The 20,339-nt window shown below is 60.1% G+C and carries 16 protein-coding genes, 3 tRNA genes and 1 riboswitch; of the genes, 10 read left to right on the top strand and 9 right to left on the bottom strand.

The genetic code is table 11. The annotated features are described in order from the left end of the window. Nucleotides 1-170: 170 nt before the first annotated feature. Both C7J97_RS04305 and typA read right to left on the bottom strand, forming a co-directional pair. A tRNA-Asn gene (locus C7J97_RS04305) sits at nt 171-247 on the bottom strand. A gap of 156 nt (nt 248-403) precedes the next feature. After that, on the bottom strand, nt 404-2,227 hold the full coding sequence (gene typA / locus C7J97_RS04300) for a translational GTPase TypA (protein ID WP_005926815.1): 1,824 nt from the start codon (nt 2,225-2,227) through the stop codon (nt 404-406). Between the two features lie 214 nt (nt 2,228-2,441). Here typA and C7J97_RS04295 point away from each other — a divergent pair, with 214 nt between their 5' ends. The 5 genes from C7J97_RS04295 to pbp4b all read left to right on the top strand — a co-directional run bounded on the left by C7J97_RS04295 (nt 2,442) and on the right by pbp4b (nt 7,387). After that, nucleotides 2,442-4,049, top strand: a complete 1,608-nt coding sequence (locus C7J97_RS04295) for an MBL fold metallo-hydrolase RNA specificity domain-containing protein (protein WP_113992128.1) — start codon at nt 2,442-2,444, stop codon at nt 4,047-4,049. A 170-nt stretch (nt 4,050-4,219) separates the two neighbouring features. After that, a tRNA-Ala gene (locus C7J97_RS04290) sits at nt 4,220-4,295 on the top strand. A 119-nt stretch (nt 4,296-4,414) separates the two neighbouring features. Next, a tRNA-Gly gene (locus tag C7J97_RS04285) sits at nt 4,415-4,489 on the top strand. A gap of 123 nt (nt 4,490-4,612) precedes the next feature. Beyond that, a complete protein-coding gene (locus tag C7J97_RS04280; RefSeq protein ID WP_005926807.1) occupies nt 4,613-4,990 on the top strand; it encodes a PH domain-containing protein in 378 nt (125 codons plus the stop codon). Nucleotides 4,991-5,290: 300 nt separating this feature from the next. After that, a complete protein-coding gene (gene pbp4b, locus C7J97_RS04275; protein WP_113992127.1) occupies nt 5,291-7,387 on the top strand; it encodes a penicillin binding protein PBP4B in 2,097 nt (698 codons plus the stop codon). Nucleotides 7,388-7,482: 95 nt separating this feature from the next. Here the strand turns inward: pbp4b and C7J97_RS04270 are convergent, their stop codons facing one another. Then, on the bottom strand, nt 7,483-8,643 hold the full coding sequence (locus C7J97_RS04270) for an MFS transporter (RefSeq protein ID WP_113992126.1): 1,161 nt from the start codon (nt 8,641-8,643) through the stop codon (nt 7,483-7,485). Between the two features lie 23 nt (nt 8,644-8,666). Beyond that, nucleotides 8,667-9,752, bottom strand: coding sequence for a mechanosensitive ion channel family protein (locus C7J97_RS04265; protein WP_113992125.1), 1,086 nt, complete (start codon nt 9,750-9,752; stop codon nt 8,667-8,669). Nucleotides 9,753-9,914: 162 nt separating this feature from the next. Next, nucleotides 9,915-10,034: riboswitch (FMN riboswitch) on the top strand. 141 nt (nt 10,035-10,175) lie between these two features. Here C7J97_RS04265 and C7J97_RS04260 point away from each other — a divergent pair. Continuing rightward, the gene (locus tag C7J97_RS04260; protein WP_005926789.1) at nt 10,176-10,775 is read left to right on the top strand and encodes an ECF transporter S component; all 600 of its coding nucleotides are present in this window, start codon (nt 10,176-10,178) and stop codon (nt 10,773-10,775) included. A gap of 204 nt (nt 10,776-10,979) precedes the next feature. On the opposite strand, the gene C7J97_RS04255 is transcribed toward C7J97_RS04260, so the two are convergent. After that, complete coding sequence (locus tag C7J97_RS04255) at nt 10,980-12,398, bottom strand: MATE family efflux transporter (RefSeq protein ID WP_113992124.1); 1,419 nt, start codon at nt 12,396-12,398, stop codon at nt 10,980-10,982. Nucleotides 12,399-12,563: 165 nt separating this feature from the next. Between C7J97_RS04255 and C7J97_RS04250 the strand changes: the two genes are divergently transcribed. Further along, entirely contained in the window at nt 12,564-13,517 is a 954-nt protein-coding gene (locus tag C7J97_RS04250) for a phospho-N-acetylmuramoyl-pentapeptide-transferase (RefSeq protein ID WP_113992123.1), read from the top strand. Between the two features lie 84 nt (nt 13,518-13,601). On the opposite strand, the gene C7J97_RS04245 is transcribed toward C7J97_RS04250, so the two are convergent. The 3 genes from C7J97_RS04245 to C7J97_RS04235 are packed head-to-tail and all read right to left on the bottom strand — an operon-like array spanning nt 13,602 to nt 15,683. Continuing rightward, entirely contained in the window at nt 13,602-14,462 is an 861-nt protein-coding gene (locus tag C7J97_RS04245; RefSeq protein ID WP_113992122.1) for a bifunctional 5,10-methylenetetrahydrofolate dehydrogenase/5,10-methenyltetrahydrofolate cyclohydrolase, read from the bottom strand. 22 nt (nt 14,463-14,484) lie between these two features. Next, nucleotides 14,485-15,114 (bottom strand): cyclodeaminase/cyclohydrolase family protein, encoded by a 630-nt coding sequence (locus C7J97_RS04240; protein ID WP_341458709.1) that lies wholly within the window; start codon nt 15,112-15,114, stop codon nt 14,485-14,487. After that, nucleotides 15,111-15,683, bottom strand: coding sequence for a 5-formyltetrahydrofolate cyclo-ligase (locus tag C7J97_RS04235; protein ID WP_113992120.1), 573 nt, complete (start codon nt 15,681-15,683; stop codon nt 15,111-15,113). The genes C7J97_RS04240 and C7J97_RS04235 overlap by 4 nt, the downstream gene beginning before the upstream one ends. On the opposite strand from C7J97_RS04235, the gene C7J97_RS15175 reads away from it, so the two are divergent. The 3 genes from C7J97_RS15175 (at nt 15,676) to C7J97_RS04225 (ending at nt 17,789) form a co-directional block, all read left to right on the top strand. Next, complete coding sequence (locus tag C7J97_RS15175; protein WP_005926766.1) at nt 15,676-15,876, top strand: hypothetical protein; 201 nt, start codon at nt 15,676-15,678, stop codon at nt 15,874-15,876. The genes C7J97_RS04235 and C7J97_RS15175 overlap by 8 nt on opposite strands. Before the next feature lie 37 nt (nt 15,877-15,913). Beyond that, nucleotides 15,914-17,167 carry a serine hydroxymethyltransferase gene (glyA, locus tag C7J97_RS04230; protein WP_113992119.1) on the top strand — a complete coding sequence of 418 codons (1,254 nt, stop codon included), beginning with the start codon at nt 15,914-15,916 and terminating at the stop codon, nt 17,165-17,167. A 106-nt stretch (nt 17,168-17,273) separates the two neighbouring features. Beyond that, the gene (locus C7J97_RS04225; RefSeq protein WP_113992118.1) at nt 17,274-17,789 is read left to right on the top strand and encodes a cob(I)yrinic acid a,c-diamide adenosyltransferase; all 516 of its coding nucleotides are present in this window, start codon (nt 17,274-17,276) and stop codon (nt 17,787-17,789) included. Between the two features lie 52 nt (nt 17,790-17,841). On the opposite strand, the gene C7J97_RS04220 is transcribed toward C7J97_RS04225, so the two are convergent. After that, the gene (locus C7J97_RS04220; RefSeq protein WP_113992117.1) at nt 17,842-20,331 is read right to left on the bottom strand and encodes an ATP-dependent DNA helicase; all 2,490 of its coding nucleotides are present in this window, start codon (nt 20,329-20,331) and stop codon (nt 17,842-17,844) included. Nucleotides 20,332-20,339: the final 8 nt, after the last annotated feature.

The raw sequence follows: 20,339 nt of genomic DNA, 5'->3' as shown, positions 1-20,339 counted from the left end.
GGTAGAAAAGACTGTGCAGCCTGCACAGTACCTTTTTCACGCCTATAAACTTATAAAAGTATACCACAACCACTAGGGTTCTTCAAGGCGATATTTTTTAAGAACCGTAAAGAAAGGGCGAAAAAGATGCAGATAAACAAAAAAGCGATGGAAGAATATCCATCGCTTGCTGGCGCCTCTTGCCTGACTCGAACAGGCGACACCCTGATTAACAGTCAGGTGCTCTAACCGACTGAGCTAAAGAGGCATATCAGTGACTGCGAAAAATATTATACCGCAGTCACCGCACTTTTGCAAGCCCTTTTTGCAAAAAATGCTGAGTAATTTGTCAGTTATGAAAAAAGCAGCGCAAAAACGCCCGTAGGTGCTTCTGCGCTGCTATAATAAGGATGCTTTTGTAAAATTACTTCAGCTTGCTCTTGGCCTTCATGCGCTGGTCGTGGTTCAGGATCTGCTTGCGGATGCGCAGATTCTCCGGGGTGACCTCCAGCAGCTCGTCCTGTGCCAAGAACTCCAGGCAGCCCTCCAGGCTCAGCTTGCTGATGGGAATCAGGCGCAGAGCGTCGTCGGAGCCGGAAGAACGGGTGTTGGTCAGGTGCTTGGTCTTGCAGACGTTCACGTCCACATCCTCGCCGGAAGCGGTGTAGCCGATGACCATGCCCTCGTACACCTTCTCGCCGGGGCCCACCAGCAGGGTGCCGCGCTGCTGAGCGTTGAACAGGCCGTAGGTGACGGCTTCGCCGGTCTCAAAGCTGACCAGAGAACCGGTGGAGCGGTTGGCGATCATGCCAGCCCAGACATCGTAGCCGTCAAAGATCTGGTTGATGATGCCCTCGCCGTGGGTATCGGTCAGGAACTGGTTGCGGTAGCCGAACAGGCCGCGGCTGGGCATCCGGAACTCCAGACGCACACGGTCAGAGCCCAGGGACTCCATCTGCTGCAGGATGGCCTTGCGCTGGCCCAGACCGGTCATGACGGCACCCTGATACTGGGTGGGCACGTCGATGACGACATGCTCCATGGGCTCGTAAGTCTTGCCATCGATCACCTTGGTCAGAACGTGCGGGGGAGAGACCTGCAGCTCATAGCCTTCACGGCGCATGGTCTCGATGAGGATGGACAGGTGCATCTCACCACGGCCCATGACACGGAAGGAATCAGTGGTGGCGGAGTCCTCCACCTTCAGGGCCACGTCCTTCAGCAGTTCCTTCTGCAGACGGTCGCGGATCTGACGGCTGGTGACGAACTTGCCCTCGCGGCCGGCCAGCGGGCTGTCGTTGACCGAGAAGGTCATCTCCACGGTGGGGTCGTTGATCTTGACGAAGGGCAGCGGCTCCACGTTGGAGGGGCTGCACAGGGTGTTGCCGATGGTCACGTCCGGCAGACCGGAGAATGCCACGATATCACCTGCGGTGATGTTGTCGCACGGCTGACGGCCGTTGGCCTGGAAGTCGTACAGCTTGGTCAGACGGCCGCGCATCTTCAGGTCGGGGTTGTGCCAGTCGCAAACGACCACTTCCTCGCCCACCTTGGCGACGCCGTTCTGGATGCGGCCGATGCCGATACGGCCCACGAACTCGTTGTAGTCCACAGAGGAGACCAGCATCTGGAAGGGAGCTTCAGGGTCGCCCTCGGGCGGCTTGATGGTGCTCAGCAGGGTGTCGAACAGGGGGATCAGGTCGGTGCCGGGCACATCCGGGTCCAGGCTGGCGGTGCCGTCACGGCCGCAGCAGAACAGGATGGGGCAGTCCAGCTGTTCGTCGGTAGCGCCCAGGTCCATCAGCAGGTACAGCACCTCGTCGATGACTTCCTTGATGCGGGCATCGGGACGGTCGATCTTGTTGATGGCAACCACCAGGCTCAGGTTCTGCTGCAAAGCCTTCTGCAGCACAAAGCGGGTCTGGGGCATGCAGCCCTCGGCAGCGTCCACCAGCAGCAGCACGCCGTTGACCATCTTCAGCACGCGCTCCACCTCGCCGCCAAAGTCGGCGTGGCCCGGGGTGTCGACGATGTTGATCTTGACGCCCTTGTAGGTGCAGGAGCAGTTCTTGGCCAGAATAGTGATGCCGCGCTCACGCTCGATATCGCCGCTGTCCATCACGCGCTCGGCCACGGCCTGATTGTCGCGGAAAGCGCCGCTCTGACGCAGCAGGGCATCCACCAGCGTGGTCTTGCCGTGGTCAACGTGAGCGATAATGGCAACGTTGCGCAAATCGTTACGAACCATAAATTTCTACCTCTCTATTTAAAAAGACTCATAAAATACGAACGAACGTCATACAATCCTAAGTTTATAACAGAACAGGGTGGTTTGTCAAGATTGTATAAAAATTTTTTCTGCAATTCAGCATTATGCCCGTAAACTTCCCGCAGATTTGTGCGGCGTGTACCTTAAAAATATGCTATACTAAAACCATAAAACGAACCGGAGGTGTTTTGCATTGAAGCTGACATTTTTAGGCGCGAACCACGAGGTGACCGGCAGCTGCACCATGCTGGAAGCGGCAGGGCAGCGTTTCCTCATCGACTACGGCATGGAGCAGGGCAAGAATGTGTACGAAAACCAGCCCTTGCCCGTAGCCCCCGGCGAGATCGACTTTGTGCTCATCACCCATGCCCATATCGACCATACCGGTCTTTTGCCGCTGCTGGCGCACAACGGCTTCCGGGGCAGGATCTACGCCACCATCCCCACCGTGGAGCTGTGCGGTATCATGCTGCGGGACTCGGCGCATATTCAGGAGTTTGAAGCCGAGTGGAAAAACCGCAAGGGCAAGCGCTCCGGCGCAGAGCCGGTGGAGCCCATGTACACTGTGCAGGATGCCGAGGCCGCCTGCCGCCTGTTCCGGGGTGTGGAGTACGGCAAGCGTATCGAGCTTGCCCCGGGCATCGAGGCACGGTTCGTGGACGTGGGGCACCTGCTGGGCTCTGCCAGCATCGAACTGTGGATCACCGAGGGCAGCACCACCACAAAGCTGGTGTTCTCCGGCGATATCGGCAATCTGGAGCAGCCCATCATAAAGGACCCTACCTACATCCAACAGGCAGACTATGTGTTCATGGAGTCCACCTACGGCGACCGCAACCACGACCCCCGGCCGGACTATGTGGCAGAGCTGGCAAAAATCTTGCAGCGCACCTTTGACCGGGGCGGCAACGTGGTGGTGCCCAGCTTTGCGGTTGGCCGCACACAGGAGATGCTGTATTTTTTGCGGGAGATCAAGGAAAAAGGGCTGGTCAAGGGGCATGGCAACTTCCCGGTCTACATTGACAGCCCGCTGGCCACCGAAGCCACCCGCATCTTCCGGGATACAGACCCCGACTGCTTTGACGCCCAGACCCGTGCGCTGCTGGAAAAGGGCATCGACCCCATCAACGTGCCGGGGCTGCGCATCAGCGTGACCAGCGATGACTCCCGCATGATCAACACCGACCGCACGCCCAAGGTCATTCTGTCCGCCAGCGGCATGTGCGAAGCCGGACGCATCCGCCACCACCTCAAGCACAACCTGTGGCGGCCGGAATGCACGATCCTGTTCGTGGGCTTTCAGGCCGTGGGCACCTTGGGGCGCACCCTCATCGAAGGGGTGGACTCGGTCAAGCTGTTCGGTGAGCCCATCGAGGTAAAGGCGGAGATCTGTCAGCTGACCGGCATGTCCGGCCACGCGGACAAGGACGGTCTGCTGCGCTGGGTGAACGCCTTTACGGAAAAGCCCCGGCGGGTGTTCGTGATCCACGGCGAGGACGAGGTGGAGAACCGCTTTGTGGACACCCTGACCGAGCAGGGCTTTACCGCCTGTGCACCCTACAATGGTGCGCAGTGGGCCATCGGTGCCGAGGGTGCAGTCTGCCTGCAGGAGGGCACAAAGGTCCGTGTGGAGCAGAGGACAGGCGAGGGTGCAAACCGCGCCGCTACCGTGTTCCAGCGGCTGCTCAGCGCCGGCAAGCGCCTGCTGCGGGTCATTGAGCACAACGAGGGCGGCGCCAACAAGGATCTGGCCAAATTTGCTGATCAGATCAACGCTCTGTGCGACAAATGGGACAGGTAATGCTGCGGCTTTCTGCAGCAGAGCAGCCCGGGAAAAACGCAGCAGCGTCAAAAGCTTCCGGGTACACTGCACCGCTGAAAAAAGAGGAGAGATTTTTGTAAAAAACCGTTGACAAGCGTCCCACCAGCTGGTATAATAACCCATGTCGTCAGGCATGAAGCCAAGCATCTGGGGGTTTAGCTCAGCTGGGAGAGCGCTTGCATGGCATGCAAGAGGTCACCGGTTCGATCCCGGTAATCTCCACCAGAAAGAAAAGCACTGCACAGGAATGTGCGGTGCTTTTTTGTTGTGTCTGCCCAGCTATGCAGCTGCTAAATTCATGCTGGACATTTGCGGAAAGTTATGGTATAATTCTTTCTGCAATTGCGGGTATAGTACATCGGCTAGTATATCAGCCTTCCAAGCTGAGGAGGTGGGTTCGATTCCCATTACCCGCTCCAAAAGACCTGAACCTTGAACGGTCCGGGTCTTTTCTTTTTGTCCTGCACTGGGCAGTCATCTTGCAAACCGGCGGCGGAAATGCTACAATAGAGCCATAAAAACGCTGAAAGGGGAACGCTACAATGGAATTCCGCGATAAACCGATGGAGAACCTCATGCGCCTGCAGGAGAAGGATATCTGCAAAAATGTTAACGCCCTGCTGTTGGAGGGCGAGCAGATCGTGGGCGCATACAAGACGGTGCGCGATCAGGTGGTGTTCACCAGCCACCGCATCATCATGGTGGATATGCAGGGGGTCACGGGCACGCGGCAGCAGCTTTTTGTGCTGCCCTACCGCAAGGTGCTGCACTATGGCATTCAGACGGCGGGTTTTGGCGATCCGCTGCAGGCGTCCCAGCTGACAGTCTGCTTTGCGGACGGCCACGAGGCCAAGTTTGGCTTTATTGGGCAGAAGGACCTGTTTCAGGTGGCAAACGCTATCAGCGCCCGCATCCTGTAAGAAAAATTATGAACCGAAGCCGCTGCACAAGGGTTTGTGCGGCGGCTTTTTTTACGCATTTTTGCGGCTGGTTGTATACAAAACGCATGAAAATTTGAAACAAAACGCAAAACAATGTGCCAAAATAGGCGAAAAACTGAGAAACGCAAAACTTTGTGCCACAAGATAAAAACATGATTGACATTTTGTTTCGTCTCGCGTACAATTCGGGGCACAAGGCAGTCCCGCTGCTGCGGGACAAAAAAGCACGAATACAGGTATATTGTCGCATTGCGGCAAAAAGAATGGGAGGACCTTACCATGTCAACCAAATTTTCCCGTAAAACGTTCCTGAAGGGCAGCGTTGCCGGTCTGGGCATGATGGCGCTCAACGTGTGCACCGCCGGGGCAGCCTCTGCTGCCGAGCCCGCAGCCGCCGCAGCGGAGGATACCAACTCCCTGAACCTCGTCCCTAAAAAGGCGGCCTCGGTCAAGGTGACCAGCCGCGGCAGCGTGAGCGGCGGCTGGCAGGGCGAGCCGGTGTTCCCCAACTGGAAGGGTCTGGACGATACGCTGGCCATGAACCACATGTACACCTTTGTGGGCTACGCAGGGCAGGGAACGCTGTGCGTGGAGCCCGAGGCGGGCGTGACCGGCTTTAACCTGTTCGTCAATAACCGCCAGATCAACACCGCTGCCATGGCGGCAGGCGGCGTGTGGAACGTGGACATTTCCGGCCAGACCATCAACGGCCGCAACACCATTCAGGTGGGCGGCATCCGTCCCCGCGGCAAAAAGGTGACCGTGCGGGTGGGCTACCCCACAGTGCAGGAGGGCAGCCTGCAGGACGTGGGCATCGACCGCGATGCACTGGAACTGCTGGAGCAGATCATTCAGGCAGACGTGAACAACGGCTTCCCCAGCGCACAGATGGCTGTTGTGAAAAACGGCAAGCTGGTGTATCAGAACGCATGGGGCAAGGTGAACTCCTATAATCCGGACGGCACCCCCAAGACCGACAGCCCGGCTGTGACCAACGATACCCTGTACGATCTGGCCTCCAACACCAAGATGTACACTGCAAACTACGCATTACAGTACCTCGTCACGCAGGGCAAGGCCAATTTGGACAGCCGTCTGGTAGACCTGCTGGGCAGCGCCTTTGTGGAGGACACCATCGACATTACCTACAACGGCTACGAGAACCCGGGCCTGAAGGTCAACAAGCAGTGGAAAGCAGAACTGACCCTGCGCGATATCCTGCGCCATCAGGCAGGCTTCCCTGCAGACCCCCAGTACCACAACGATTCCTTTGACCAGTGCGCTCAAAAGACCGTTCCCGGTGCCACCAACGTGCTCTTCTCCGGTTGGGACGGCAGCGCTGCAACCCGCGCCGCGACCCTCAAGTCCATCTTCAAGACCCCGCTGATGTATAAGCCGGGCACCAAGACCGTTTACTCCGACGTGGACTATATGCTGCTGGCCTTCGCCATTGAAGCCATCACCGGCAAGGGTTTGGACGCCTTCCTGAAGGAGACCTTCTGGGATCCTATGGGTCTGACCCATACCACCTACAACCCCCTGCTGAACGGCTTTGCCGCCAACGATTGCGCTGCTACCGAGCTGAACGGCAACACCCGTGATGGGGCCATCTCCTTCACCGGCGTGCGCACCGCTACCATTCAGGGCCAGGTGCACGACGAGAAGTGCTACTACGCGATGGGCGGTATTTCCGGCCATGCAGGCCTGTTCTCCAACGCTACCGAGTTGGCAAAACTGGCCTCTGTCATGCTCACCGGCGGCTACGGCGAGAACCGCTACTTCTCCCGCAACGTGATGGACGCCTTTACCGCACCCAAGAAGGAGGACGCTGCCAACTGGGGTCTGGGTTGGTGGCGTGAGGGCGACAACCAGCGCTGCTGGTATTTCGGTACGCAGGCACCCTCCAATACCATTGGCCATCAGGGCTGGACCGGTACGTTGACCATGATCGACCCCGTGGAGAATCTGGTGGTGGTGTACCTGACCAACAAGATCAACTCCCCGGTCACCGATAAGGCCGCGAACCCCAATAATTTCAATGGTAACTGGTATACGGCTTCTACGCTGGGTTTTGTGGCACAGCTGCTGTATCAGGGTCTGCAGAACCACGGCACCGACCCCAACAACGCTTACAGCGCCCTGCTGGAGGATATGGCGGAAAGCAAGTTTGCGCTGGTGGCCGAGGGCGGCAGCGTGCCTGCTACCCACCCGCTGGTGCGCTCCGGTTATGCCGTGCTGGAGGCTATGGCTGCCCACGCCAATGCCACCCACTCTTATCTGGACCGCAACTATTTCAACGATGCCCTCACCCTGCTGGATGATACCCGCGATGCAGAGGAACTGGCAAAGCTGAAAAAGATGCTCAATAAGTTCTGAGTGCAGTTCTTTACAAATAACTGAATAAATAGCAAAGGGACTGCCGCACCAAATGAGGTACGGCAGTCCCTTTAACTTTAGCGGGTTGGACCCTTTCAGGTGTGCGCCGTTTTGCGCACCAGCTGCCGGTGCATCAGCGCCATCAGCACCAGAAATACCAGCAGGTAGAAGGGGAACAGCGCCGGGGTGATGTTGTTGGCAAGCAGACCGAAGAGCGGCGGCATGGCAAGATTGCCCACATAGGCGCTGCTCATTTGGATGCCGATGACGGCCTGAGAATTCTGTACGCCGAAGTGCGCCGGGGTGGAGTGGATGACGCTGGGGTAGATGGGCGCACAGCCTAGCCCTACCAGCACAAGCCCTGCCAACGCAAAGACCTGCGCCCCGGGCAGCAGCAGGGCAGCAATGCCCACGCCCAGCACCGCAAACCCCAGACGGATCATCTGGTCATCGCTCAGCTTTAAGGTCAAAAAGCCGCAGACGCCCCGCCCCACCGTGATGCCGATATAGAACAGGCTGGCAAAGCTGGCAGCCGTCTGGGCGGGCACCTGCCGCACAAGGGTCAGGTAGCTGCTGGCCCAGAGCCCGGCGGTGGTCTCCAGTGCGCAGTAGCAGAAGAAGCAAAGCATCACTTCCTTCGCACCCGGCAGCGCGAACACCTGCGGCAGGGTCAGCGCCTTGGGTACGGTGCCGTCCGGGGTGGCATCGGGGCGTTTATGCCACAGGGGCAGGCTGCAAAAAAGCACGGCAGTCAGTGCGATCTGGAACAGGGCGATGTATCGGTAGCCGCTGTTCCAGCCCAGCCCGCCGGAAAGTGCCGCGCCCATCACCACAGGGCCGATGGTAGTGCCCACGCCCCACATACAGTGCAGCCAGCTCATGTGGCGGCTTTCGTAATGCAGGGCAACGTAGTTGTTCAGGGCGGCATCCACGCTGCCCGCGCCCAAGCCGTAGGGGACAGCCCACAGACAGAGCATCCAGAACCGGCCGGAGACCGAAAAACCGAACAGCGCCGCAGCGGTCATGCCCACGCTGAGGGCGGTCACCCTGCCCGTGCCCAGCGCCCGGGTGAGCCGGTCGCTGTTCAGGCTGGAAACGATGGTGCCCAGCGAGATGATCATGGACAGGACGCCCGCATAGGAAAAGGGGACGCCCAGCTGGGGGTACATGGTGGGCCATGCAGACCCCAGCAGGGAATCCGGCAGGCCAAGACTGATAAAAGCTAAGTAAATGATAGGCAGCAAAAGCTGTGTCATAGGAAGGAGCCCTCCAAAAAAGTTCAGTTGTTCTTTTCCAGATACACGGTGGTGGAGGGGAAGGCGAAATCCACGCCGTTTTTCTGCATCACGTCCATCAGGTCGAGATTCAAATCGTTCTGCATCTGCAAAAAGCGGGTCATGTCGGCGGTGCGCAGGTAGGCGGACACCAGCAGGTCGATGCTGGAAGCCCCAAAGCCGCTCAGCTTGACCAGCACCGAGTCCTCGTAGGTGTAGGGGCTGGCCTTGAGCATGGCAGTCAGGTCGGTCATCAGCTGTTCCAGCCGGGGACGGGTGGTATCGTAGGTGACCCCGAGGGTGAAGCGGTACAGCCGCTTGTTGCGCAAAGTACCATTGTTGATGGTGGCAGAGCTGACCGTGCTGTTGGTCAGGATGTACACTGAGTTGTCCAGTGCGCGGACCTTGGTGGAGCGGAAGTTGATGTCCACAACCTCGCCGGAAACGTCGCCCACGGTGATCCAGTCGCCGATGGAAAAGGGGCGGTCCAGCAGGATGACCAGCCCGCTGAACAGGTTTTTGGCGCTGTCCTGTGCGGCCAGAGAGATGGTCAGACCGACAAGACCCGCACTGGCTACGATGCTGCCCACCGGCAGGCCGCTCTCCTGTGCCATGGTCATAACGCCCAGCACCACGATGAGAACTTTGTACACCTTGTTCAGCAGGGTGGTCAGGGTGCGGTTAGTGCGCACCTCCTCGCCGCAGCTCGCCAGCAAAAGGTCGGTGAGATCGGCGGCGGCGTACAGTCCCTGACACACAAAAAAGGTGGCGGCCAGCTCAAAGGCTGTGAGCAGAAATTTATTTACGCCGGCAATTGCCCACGGCAGGCTGGCCGCTGCGGCATAGATGAACGCTGCAAGGGTGAGCCGCTGCAGCGGTACGGCAAAGCTGCGCAGCAGAATGGGCGTACCGGCCAGCCGCCAGTTGCGGCGCAGCAGGGCAGGGAACACCCTGCGGGACAAAAGCTGCCGCGCCAGCCAGCCAAGCGCCAGCAGCAGCGCCGCGCACACCACGCGGGCGGCAAAGGCTGCCCAGCCCTCCAGCAGAAGAGAGCCCAGTTCAAAACCAAGGCCACGGATCGAGAAAATCATGGAAAACCTCCTGTGTTTTTTCACAACGCATATTATGATAGCATACTCTGCCGCCCGGGGCAAGGAAAGAAAGGTGAAAACGCACTTTGACAAAAAATGTGCAAACTTTTTGGAAAGGGGGCTTGACAGCGCCGCAGTACCGCGCTATACTCTTGGTCAGAAAGTTCGTTTCAGGGCGGGGTGCAATTCCCCACTGGCGGTAAAGTCCGCGACCACCCGCAAGGGTGCTGACCCGGTGCAACTCCGGGACCAACGGTATAGTCCGGATGCAAGAAACGGCAGGCAAATTGCGTCTGTGCGCCCTGTTGCAGTTTTTGGTTGCAGCAGGGCGCTTTTTGGTTTGTCTTTCCGGTTCGATCCAGCGCGAAAAGGGCTTTCCGAACAAATTTGAACGGGGAGTACACCCCGGGGAGGACAACTACCATGAAAAAGAATACCACCCACAATCTGACCGTTGCCGCCATGCTCAGCGCGGTCGCCTTTATCCTGATGTTCATCGAGTTCCCGCTGCCGATGCTCATCCCGTCCTTTGTCAAGATGGACTTCTCCGACCTGCCCGCCCTGCTGGGTGCTTTTGCACTGGGTCCGGTGTACGGCGTGGTCATCAGCTTTATGAAGAACCTGCTGCACATCATCATCAAGGGCACCTCCACCGCCTGCGTGGGTGAGCTGTGCAACTTTATGCTGGGCGCGGTGTTCTCCGCTGTGGCGGGCTTTGTCTACAAGCGCCACAAGAGCCGCAAGACCGCCATTCTGGGTGCCATTGCCGGTGCAGCCGTCATGGCCGTGTTCAGCGTGCCCTCCAACTACTTCATCACCTACCCGGCCTATGTACAGTTCTACCACATGCCGCTGGAAGCCATTCTGGGGATGTATCAGGCCATTCTGCCCTCTGCCGACAGCCTGATCAAGTGCCTTGTGATCTTCAACATGCCCTTCACGCTGGTCAAGGGTCTGCTGGACGCCGTACTGTGCCTGCTGATCTATAAGCCCCTGTCTCCCATCCTGCACGGCCGCAAGTGATTTTTCTTAGTTCTTTAGGCATAGAAAAAGCCGAAGCAACTGCAAGGTTGTTTCGGCTTTTTTGATTGTATAGACAGCCGTTAGGCGGGAAGTTTCTCCGAGGACCGTCCGCTGGGGTGGGCCCCTGCCGCCGCAGGCGGTAGGGCGGGCGATGGAATGGCCCGAGTCGTGTCCGAGGAGGAAGCTTCCCGCCCAACGGTTGATTTACGCCAGCGCGCCCTTATCCAGCCATTTGCCTCGCGCCATGCGCAGCAAAAACAGTACGCCGCGGGTGCAAAGCTCGGCGCACATGGCCACCCATACGCCCACCAGCCCAAAGCGGGGAGCCAGCAGAACTGCCAAGGTCAGCCGCACGCCCCACATACTAACAAGGTTCAGGATAAAGCAGCCGGTGCTGTCGCCTGCGCCCTGCATGGAGCCGCTGGCTACGATGCTTGCCCCGAACATCGGCTCGGCAAAGGCTTCGATACGCAGCACCCGTGCGCCAAGCGCAATGACGGCGGCGTCGGCGGTGAAGATACCCATCAGATGCGGGGCAAACACATACAGCCCCACGCCGGTCAGTGCCATGATGCCCATGCCCATGGCGGTGCACAGCCATGCAAAGCGCTTTGCCATGTCCCGGCGGTTTGCGCCCACAGCCTGTCCCACCAGCGCAAGAGCGGCGTCCTGAATGCCGTAGCCTGCCATGTAGCACAGGCTCTCGGCGCTGACCCCCAGACTGTTGGCGGCAATGGCGGTAGTGCCCAGTCCGGACACGATGCGCACCAGAAGCACCTGTGCCGAGGAAAGGGCGGCGCGCTCTGCCGCCAGCGGTGCGCCCACCTTCCACACGTTGTGCAGGCAGGCGCGGGTAATGTGCCACGAGCCGGGCTTGCGGATGCACAGCGGGCCATCCCTCAGCAGCAGAACGCCCAGCGCCAGCGTACCGCCCACAGCGTTGGCAAGGGCTGTGCCCAGCGCCGCGCCCGGCACGCCCCAGCCCAGCCCCCAGACCGTGAGATTCTGGCTGAATACCGTCATTTCACGGGTGGGGTTGATGAGGAAAAAGTTGAAGATGATGTCCAGTACGCAGGTGAAGATGCTGATGAGACCCGGGGTAAGCGCATCACCCGTAGAGCGCAGCATGGCGGCGTAGGTGCCCATGGCCATGATGAAGGGCAGGGAAGCCGACCAGATGGCAAAATACGCCGAAGCGTTTGCCTGCAGTGCCGTGTCTGCGCCCAGCCACCCGGGCAGAAACCGGCTGATGCCCACGCCAAAGGCCGCTGCCGCCAGACCCACCGCCAGATTGAACAGCATGGACTGCCGCAGAACGCCACGGGCGTCCTGCTGGCGGTCTGCGCCCAGATACTGTGCCACCTGAATGGAAAACGCCATGCACAGCCCGGCCAGCATCCCGTGCAACAGCCATGTGCTGGAGCTGACGATGCCAATGGAGGCTGTTGCGGCGGCACCGATATGCCCCACCATGGCGGCATCGATGTACTCCATGGCGGTAACCACGATCTGCTGCAAAATGGAAGGGATACTCAGCGTCAGCGCCACCTGTGCGGTGTGGCGCAGCGGCACCTGCTCGCCCTGCCGCATCCGGGCAGAGAGCTGCTCAAGTGTAATGGACATGGAACCTCCTGCGTTGTGGGTGAAAATTACAGACTAATACATTATTATAGAGAGCCGCGGGAGAAAAGTCAATCCAAAGTGAATTTTGCCGCCGGGATTGATTTTTGGGCAAGGGCGTGATACACTCACAACGTACTATACAGAAAGAAAGAGGAATGTTATCTTATGATCCAAATGCTGACCTCTGTCATCGGGCAGCGGGGCGTGGATGCCATGGCGTTTTTGCTGGCATTTGTCCTGACCGCCCTGACGGATTCCATTTTCCGCGATAAACTGCCCCACGACCACGGCCGCGCCTTTGCGGTGAACGGCGAGCTTTCCAAGGGCAAGGCGCGAGGCTCCGGACTGATCTTTGTGCTGTGCATCGCACTGGTGTCGCTGGCGTTCCTGCCCTTCAACACAGAGTATGTGGTGTACAATGTGCTGCTCATCGCTTCCATGCTCTCCGGCTATCTGGACGATGCCGCCGAGACCGCATGGAACGAGTACAAAAAAGGCATCATCGATTTTGTCATCGCGGTGCTGGCGGGCGTCACCTACCTGAACTTCAATGGCTGCGGCGTACACTTTTTGCAGTGGAGCTTCACCCTGCCGTATGCGGTGTACCTGCTGCTCATCGTTATCCTTATCTGGGCAAGCATCAACGTGGTCAACTGCACCGATGGTGTGGACGGCCTTTCCGCCAGTCTGGCGGTGGTGACCATTGGCACCTACCTGCTGGCCTATAAGACCGAGTTGGGCACCTACGCCACCGCCGGTGTGGTGTTCATCGGTGCGCTGCTGGCTTACCTGTGGTTGAATGCCAAGCCCTCCAGCCTGCTGATGGGCGATGCGGGCAGCCGCGCTATGGGCTTTTTCATCGCCATGCTGTCGCTCAAGTGCGGTCATCCGTTCGCCTTCCTGCTGGCGGCTATCGTGTTCATCGCAGACGGCAGTTTGGGCATTCTGAAGATCAGCCTGAAGCGTTTTCTGCACATCTGGATCTTGAAAAACACCCTGACCCCTCTCCACGACCATGTGCGCAAGCGCAAGGGCTGGAGTGATGAGCAGGTGGTAGCCCGCTGGCTCATTCTGCAGTGTGTGGCCTCGGCCCTGCTGCTGCTCCTTGTGCGGGGCTGATACCCGTTACAATTCCGCCCGTAAAAATGCAAGCCCGGAAAGTCTGCGGACTTTCCGGGCTTGCTCTGTCTTAAAATGATCTTCTCAGCATTCTACTCCGGCTTTTTTGCACGCCGCCTGCACCACATGGCCTACCAGCACCGAGGTGGTCACGGTGCCCACGCCGCCGGGCACGGGAGTAATGGCGTCCACCACCGGCTCTGCGGCGGCAAACTGCACGTCACCGCAGAGTTTGCCCTCCTCGTTTACATGGATGCCTACGTCCACGACCGTCTGGCCTGCCCGCAGGCAGTCCGCGCCCACAGCCGCCATTTTGCCCATGGCCACCACCACGATGTCGGCCTGTCTGCACACTTCCGGCAGGTTCTGGGTGCGGGAGTTGCACAGGGTGACGGTGGCATTTTCCCGGTCCAGCATCATGGCGGCGGGCTTGCCCACCACAAGGCTGCGTCCCACCACCACGGCACGCTTGCCGGAAAGGGGGATCTTATAATACTTCAAAATTTCCATGCAGGCCTGCGCGGTGCAGGGGGCGTAGCCCAAATCGGTATTCGTGAACACCCCAGCCAGCGAACCGTCCGTGATGCCGTCGATATCCTTTTCCGGACGCAGGGCGGCGCGGACAGTGCGGTCATCGAACTGCTTGGGCAGAGGACGGAACAGCAGACAGCCGTGGATGCCGTCGTCAGTGTTCACCTCGTCCAATATCCGGAGCAGCTGCTCCTGCGTGGCATCGGCAGGCAGCACGAACTGCCGGACGGCGACTCCCACCTTGCCGCAGCGGGTCATCACGCCCCGCTCGTAGGAGAGGTCATCCTCCCTCTCGCCCACACGCACCACGGCCAGCGTGGGGGTGATGCCTTTTGCCTTCAGCTGTTCGCAGAGTGCCGCGTTGCGCTCGTTCATGGCGGCCACTACCGGCGCGCCCTTTAAAATCGTTGCCATATACTTTCCCTCATTTGTGATATTATTTATTGCAGAGTTTCCCGCTGACGGCGGTGAAGGTTTCGTCTGCCCGGGGCACAAACTCTGCCAGCAATGCGTCTGCCCGGGCGTCCAGTGCAGCGGCACGGGTGCGGTCTGCCATCAGCTTGGTGTTAATAAACACATTCAGGCTTGCGGCCTGCAAGGCGGCCTTGCACAGCACGGCGGCGCAGCCTGCGTCCGATACTGCCAGCACGCTGCCTTTGGCGGCGTACTGCCCCGCCAGCGCGATGCCCTCGGCGCACTTTTCCATAATTTGCAGCGGCACGGCGCTTGCACCGTCCAGTGCGGCTTCCAGCACAGCGGCTTTGTGCGCGGCCTGCTCCGGGGTATCCTTGGGCAGGCCGTAGGCCGCAGCCAGTGGCGCAAAGGCATCGGCATCGGCCTGTACCAGCGCTTCCAGCTCCAGCCGCAGGGCTTCAGCCCGGGCGTTCAGTGCCTGAATGTCCGCTTCCACGGCGACGTACTTCTTTTTGCCGGTGGTCAGACAGCCCACCATGTTGCCCAGTGCCACACCGGCAGCGCCTACCAGCGCGGCTGTGCCGCCGCCGCCCGGCGTGGGCGCTTTGCTGGCAAGCTGTGCCAGAAACTGCGCGCAGCTTAAATCGTTCATTTCCATGTGTAGATACCCCTCTCTGTTACAAAGGCGTCCAGCCGCTGGTCGTGGGCGTCCACGGCGGCGCGGGGGACGCGCTGAACCTCCAATGCAATGCCGATCTTCACCGCCCGGGTGCAGTAGGGCAGGTAGCGGTCGTAGTAGCCCTTGCCCATGCCTACCCGGTAGCAGCCTGCGTCAAAGGCGGTGCAGGGCACCAGCACCAGATCCAGCTGCTCCGGCTGCAAAAGGGCAGAGCGTTCCAGCACAGGCGTGCGGATACCGTACTGTCCCACCGTCCAGCCGTCCGCGCCCGGCACGGCTGCGGTAAGGGTAAAGCCCTCGTCGCACACCGGGTAGGCCACCGTCTTGCCCTGCCGTGCGGCTTCGGCAGCTACGGCGGCAAGGTCGGCTTCGCCCCCAAAGGCTGCGTAGAGCAAAAGGGTATGGGCAGTGCGGTAGGCATCCAGTTCCAGCACCCGGCGGCAAAGGGCTACATTGGCGGCGGCGCGCTGCGGCGCAGCCAGCGCCTTGCGGGCGGCACGGCCAGCGGTACGCTGCGCCTGTTTTTCCTCGGCAATGGTCATACAAAACACCTCGCTTCACCTGTGGGGGAAGAAACTTGAAAAATATACAAAATCGACAGCGCATTTTTATACAAACATAATAAACACTTCAGACAAAAAAAGCAAGCCTTTTGGCGAAAAGAGGATTGAAGCCGCCGCCGCTTTCTGCTATGATTATCTTACAGCAGCAAACGCCGCGCGGGTGCTGCGCTGAGAGAATCTACAACATTTTGTGGAGAGGGGCAAGTAAAATGTACAAGGATATGATGGACACCATCAGCATGGTCAACGCAGCCGACCCGGAACTGGGCGCAGCCATGGAGCGGGAGCTGACCCGTCAGCGCGAGAATATTGAGCTGATCGCCAGCGAGAATATCGTTTCGCCCGCCGTGATGGCAGCCATGGGCAGCGTGCTGACCAACAAGTACGCCGAGGGTCTGCCCGGCAAGCGCTACTACGGCGGCTGCGTCTATGTGGACGAGGTGGAGAATATTGCCATCCGGCGCGCCTGCCAGCTGTTCGGGGCAAAGTACGCCAACGTCCAGCCCCATTCCGGCGCACAGGCCAACCTTGCCGTGTATTTTGCCCTGCTGGAGTTGGGCGATACTGTTATGGGCATGGACCTTTCGCAGGGCGGTCACCTGACCCACGGTTCTCCGGTGAATATGTCCGGTAAAAACTACCACTTCATCTCCTACGGTGTCGGCGCAGACGGCGTCATCGACTACGCCGAGCTGGAAAAGCAGGTGCGCAAGGTGCGCCCCAAGATGCTGGTGGCGGGCGCTTCTGCCTACCCCCGCGCCATCGACTTTGAAAAGCTGGCCGAGATCGCCCACGGCTACGGCGCATATCTGATGGTGGATATGGCGCACATCGCCGGTCTAGTGGCGGGCGGCCAGCACCAGAGCCCCGTACCCTATGCCGACGTGGTGACCACCACCACCCACAAGACCCTGCGCGGACCCCGCGGCGGCCTGATTTTGACCAACAACCCCATCATTGCAAAGCGCATCAACTCGGCAGTGTTCCCCGGCACGCAGGGCGGCCCGCTGGAGCACGTGATTGCAGCAAAAGCTGTCTGCTTTGGCGAGGCACTGAAGCCGGAGTTCAAGGAATATGCCCGCAAGATCGTAGAAAATGCACAGGCACTGGCTGCGGCTTTGCAACAGCACGGAGTAAAGCTTGTATCCGGCGGCACCGACAACCACCTGATGCTCATTGACCTGCGGGACGAGGAGTGCACCGGCAAGGACTTGGAGCAGCGTCTGGACAGCGTACACATCACCGCCAACAAGAACACCGTCCCCGGCGAGACCCGCAGCCCCTTTGTGACCTCTGGCGTGCGTCTGGGCACCCCGGCTGTCACCACCCGCGGCATGGGCGCAGCCGAGATGCAGGTGATCGCGGACTGCATTGCAGACTGCATCTGGCACTATGAGGAAAAGAAGGACGAGATCAGCGAGCGCGTCCTGCGCCTGACCCGGGAGTTCCCACTGTACCAGTAAAAGCAACGTGTAAATAACAAGGCATCCGCAGCCGTTCTGTTAAGCATACAGGGCTGTGGATGCCTTTTGTTACAAAACCGGAAGAGCCGGAAAAAGGAGAAAAACGATGGAAAGCTTAGGCCTTTTGCATCTGTATTACGGCGACGGCAAGGGCAAGACCACAGCCGCCATGGGGCTTGCCCTGCGGGCACTGGGCAGCGGAAAACGTGTGGTCATCGTGCAGTTTTTAAAGGGCGGGCAGAGCGGTGAGATCCCGCTGCTGGAACAGCTGGGCGCCACCGTTTACCGGGGCAAGGCCGGGCAGAAATTTGTTTTTCAGATGAACGAAGCCGAAAAGGCCGCTACCCGCGCTTTGCAAAACAAAAACCTTGCGGCGGCGCTGGCGCAGCCCTGTGATATGCTGGTGCTGGACGAAGCCGGCAGCGCGTGGGAACTGGACATGGTGGACAAAGCCCTGTTGCAGCAGGCAGTGCTGCACCGCCCCGCCGGGCAGGAGTGCGTCCTGACCGCCCACGCAGCCCCCGCGTGGATGCTGGACGCCGCGGATTACCTCACAGAGATGTGCTGCCGCCGCCACCCTTACCAGAAGGGCATCGCTGCACGGAAAGGCGTGGAGTATTAAGGTTATAGCAAAAGGAGTTGTTGCGCATAATGCAACAGCTCCTTTTGTAGTTTTATACATCCCAGAACCCTTTTAGCGCCGCTTCCAGCGCGGCGGTACCGGGCAGATACTGGATGTGCTGCCAGTGCGGCGGGAACAGACGGGCGGTGTCGGGCTGCGCAAAGCGGTCGTCCAAAAGCAACACCACGCCTTTGTCCTGTGGGGTGCGCACCACCCGCCCGGCGGCTTGCAGTACCTTGTTCATGCCCGGGTAGCGGTAGGCATAGTCGAAGCCGCAGCCGGACTGCTGTTCGTAATAGCGGCGCAGCATCTCCTGCCGGGGGTTCACCTGCGGCAGGCCCACCCCCACGATGGCACAGCCGATGAGCCGGTCACCCACAAGGTCTACTCCCTCGCCGAAGATGCCGCCCATCACGGCAAAACCCAGCAGCGTTTTGGCGGGGTGGGGAGCGAACTGTGCCAGAAACTCCGCGCGCCCGGCATCGTCCAAGCTGCGCTGCTGCACAAGGGTGGGAATGTCCGGCCAGCGGGCGGCAAAGGCTTCGTACACCTGCTGCAAATAGGCGTAGCTGGGGAAAAATGCCAGATAGTTGCCGGTCTTGCCCTTTGCCAGCGCCGCCAGTGCATCCGCTACGGCGGGCACACTGGCTTCCCGTTGGCGGTAGCGGGTGGAGATGCCCGGCAGACAGAACAGCCCCAGATTTTCCGGCGGGAAGGGGCTGGGCAGCGCCACCGCCCGGGCATCGGCACTGCCCAGCACATTGCGGTAGAAAGCAGGCGGGGTCAATGTGGCACTGAACAGCGCCGCGCTGCGCCCTGCCGCCAGACTGGCGTCCACAAAAGGTGCGGGGTCTAAGCAGAGCAGATGCAGCTCCAGCTCGCTGCCTCGGGCGGTAAGCTGGGTGACAAAATGGCTGTCGTACCGGTCGGCGGCGCGGGCGATATCCTGCAAGGCAAAGTAGAGCTCCAGCAGCTGGGTGTGGGCGGGGTCCTCGGGGTTTTGTTCCAGCCAGTCTTGTAACGGGGTGTGCACCGCCCGCAGGGCAGCGGGCAAAGCGGCGGGCAGTTGCTGCAAAAAAACGGTGCCATCTCGGGCGTACAGCGGCTGCGACAGGGCAAAATCCGGGGCAGCTTCGGCGGGTAAAAGACTCACCTGTGCAGGCTCTGTCTCCCCGGCAGGTTCTGTGCCTGTGCGGGGCGTAGCCTGTGCGCAGGCCTTGCGCGCCGCCAGAAAGACTTTATCCGCCTTGGTCAGCGCGGTTTTCAGGCTGCTTCTGCCCTTGCCCAGCGCCCGCTTTGCCTCGGTCAGGCTGCTTTTGGCAAACTGCGCCGAGTACATGGCACGGGCTCTGTCCGGCAGGTTGTGCGCCTCGTCAATGAGGAATAGCCAGTCCCCGGCGGCATCAAAAAAGCGCTTGAGGTGCACCACAGGGTCAAACAGATAGTTGTAGTCCCCGATGACCACATCGCACCACTCGCTCAGATCAAGTCCCAGCTCAAAGGGGCACACCGAGAACTGCCGGGCGGTGTCCGCCAGCGCGGCGCGGCTGAAACTGCCGCTGCCGTCCAGCAGAGCCACCAGCGCGTCCTTGCGGCGGTCGTAGTAGCCGTTGGCAAAGGGACACACCTCCGGCAGGCAGGCGGGGTGGCCTTCGGCGTCCGGGTGCAGACAGGCCTTTTCCTTGGCGGTCAGGGTCACGCTGCGCAGGGCAAGACCGGGCTGGGCGGTACGCAGCCGCGCGATGGCGTCCTCGGCGGCGGCTTGGGTGGTGCTGCGGGCGGTCAGGTAGAACAGCTTTGCGCCGCAGCCCTCGCCCATGGCTTTTAAAGCAGGGAAGAGCGCGCTCATGGTCTTACCGATGCCGGTGGGTGCCTGACAAAAAACGCGGGTACCGCCCTTGCGGTCGGCGCTTTTTCCGGCGCGGCAGGCGCGGTACACCTCGCCCGCCAGCGCCCGCTGCCCGGGGCGGTATTCCGCAAAGGGGAATTGCAGCGCCGCAAGGCTCTGGCTGCGCAGGATGTCCCAGTCCAGCTGCCGCTGCGCCCACGGGGCATACTGCATTAAAAGCTGCCGCAAAAACTGCTCCAGCTGCTGCTGAGTGAACTGCCGGGTAAAGCGCTGAATCTGGTCGGTATCGACCTGATAATAGGTCAGCCGCACGGCAAGCGCATCCAGTCCCTGCTGGCTGCTGTAAATGGCGGCATATACCATGCCCTGCGCCCAGTGGCAGGGGTTCAGTTCCTCGGTGATCTCCTCGTAGGGAACAGTGGTGGTCTTGATCTCGTCAATGGTCACAGTGCCGTTTTCGTCGGTGAAAATGCCGTCTGCCCGGCCTTCCAGCGTAAAGGCGATGCCGCAGGCTTCCCGCTCCGCGCTGAGGAATACCTCGGCCTGATAGCCCTCCCCGGCGGCCTTTTGCAGCTTGCGGTGGATGCGTGCGCCCTCGTTGGCGCGGTCGAAGCCGGTGAAGCGGCTGTCGATGCTGCCGGTGCGCAGCAAAAACTCCACCAGCTGCCGGATGGGCAGATGGATGCTTGCCAAGGCGTTTC

Origin of the sequence: Faecalibacterium prausnitzii (assembly GCF_003324185.1) — a bacterium.
Lineage (GTDB): Bacteria > Bacillota > Clostridia > Oscillospirales > Ruminococcaceae > Faecalibacterium > Faecalibacterium prausnitzii.
Note: the sequence above shows the minus strand (reverse complement) of the source record. Positions and strands in the feature narration are given on the sequence as shown.

Coding starts and splice junctions, on each gene's coding strand:
- C7J97_RS04245 (WP_113992122.1), bottom strand. CDS start 14,462: ATGGCAACGATTTTAAAGGGCGCGCCGGTAGTGGCCGCCATGAACGAG.
- C7J97_RS04255 (WP_113992124.1), bottom strand. CDS start 12,398: ATGTCCATTACACTTGAGCAGCTCTCTGCCCGGATGCGGCAGGGCGAG.
- glyA (WP_113992119.1), top strand. CDS start 15,914: ATGTACAAGGATATGATGGACACCATCAGCATGGTCAACGCAGCCGAC.
- C7J97_RS04240 (WP_341458709.1), bottom strand. CDS start 15,114: ATGAACGATTTAAGCTGCGCGCAGTTTCTGGCACAGCTTGCCAGCAAA.
- C7J97_RS04270 (WP_113992126.1), bottom strand. CDS start 8,643: ATGACACAGCTTTTGCTGCCTATCATTTACTTAGCTTTTATCAGTCTT.
- pbp4b (WP_113992127.1), top strand. CDS start 5,291: ATGTCAACCAAATTTTCCCGTAAAACGTTCCTGAAGGGCAGCGTTGCC.
- C7J97_RS04260 (WP_005926789.1), top strand. CDS start 10,176: ATGAAAAAGAATACCACCCACAATCTGACCGTTGCCGCCATGCTCAGC.
- C7J97_RS04225 (WP_113992118.1), top strand. CDS start 17,274: ATGGAAAGCTTAGGCCTTTTGCATCTGTATTACGGCGACGGCAAGGGC.
- C7J97_RS04265 (WP_113992125.1), bottom strand. CDS start 9,752: ATGATTTTCTCGATCCGTGGCCTTGGTTTTGAACTGGGCTCTCTTCTG.
- C7J97_RS04250 (WP_113992123.1), top strand. CDS start 12,564: ATGATCCAAATGCTGACCTCTGTCATCGGGCAGCGGGGCGTGGATGCC.
- C7J97_RS04235 (WP_113992120.1), bottom strand. CDS start 15,683: ATGACCATTGCCGAGGAAAAACAGGCGCAGCGTACCGCTGGCCGTGCC.
- C7J97_RS15175 (WP_005926766.1), top strand. CDS start 15,676: ATGGTCATACAAAACACCTCGCTTCACCTGTGGGGGAAGAAACTTGAA.
- typA (WP_005926815.1), bottom strand. CDS start 2,227: ATGGTTCGTAACGATTTGCGCAACGTTGCCATTATCGCTCACGTTGAC.
- C7J97_RS04280 (WP_005926807.1), top strand. CDS start 4,613: ATGGAATTCCGCGATAAACCGATGGAGAACCTCATGCGCCTGCAGGAG.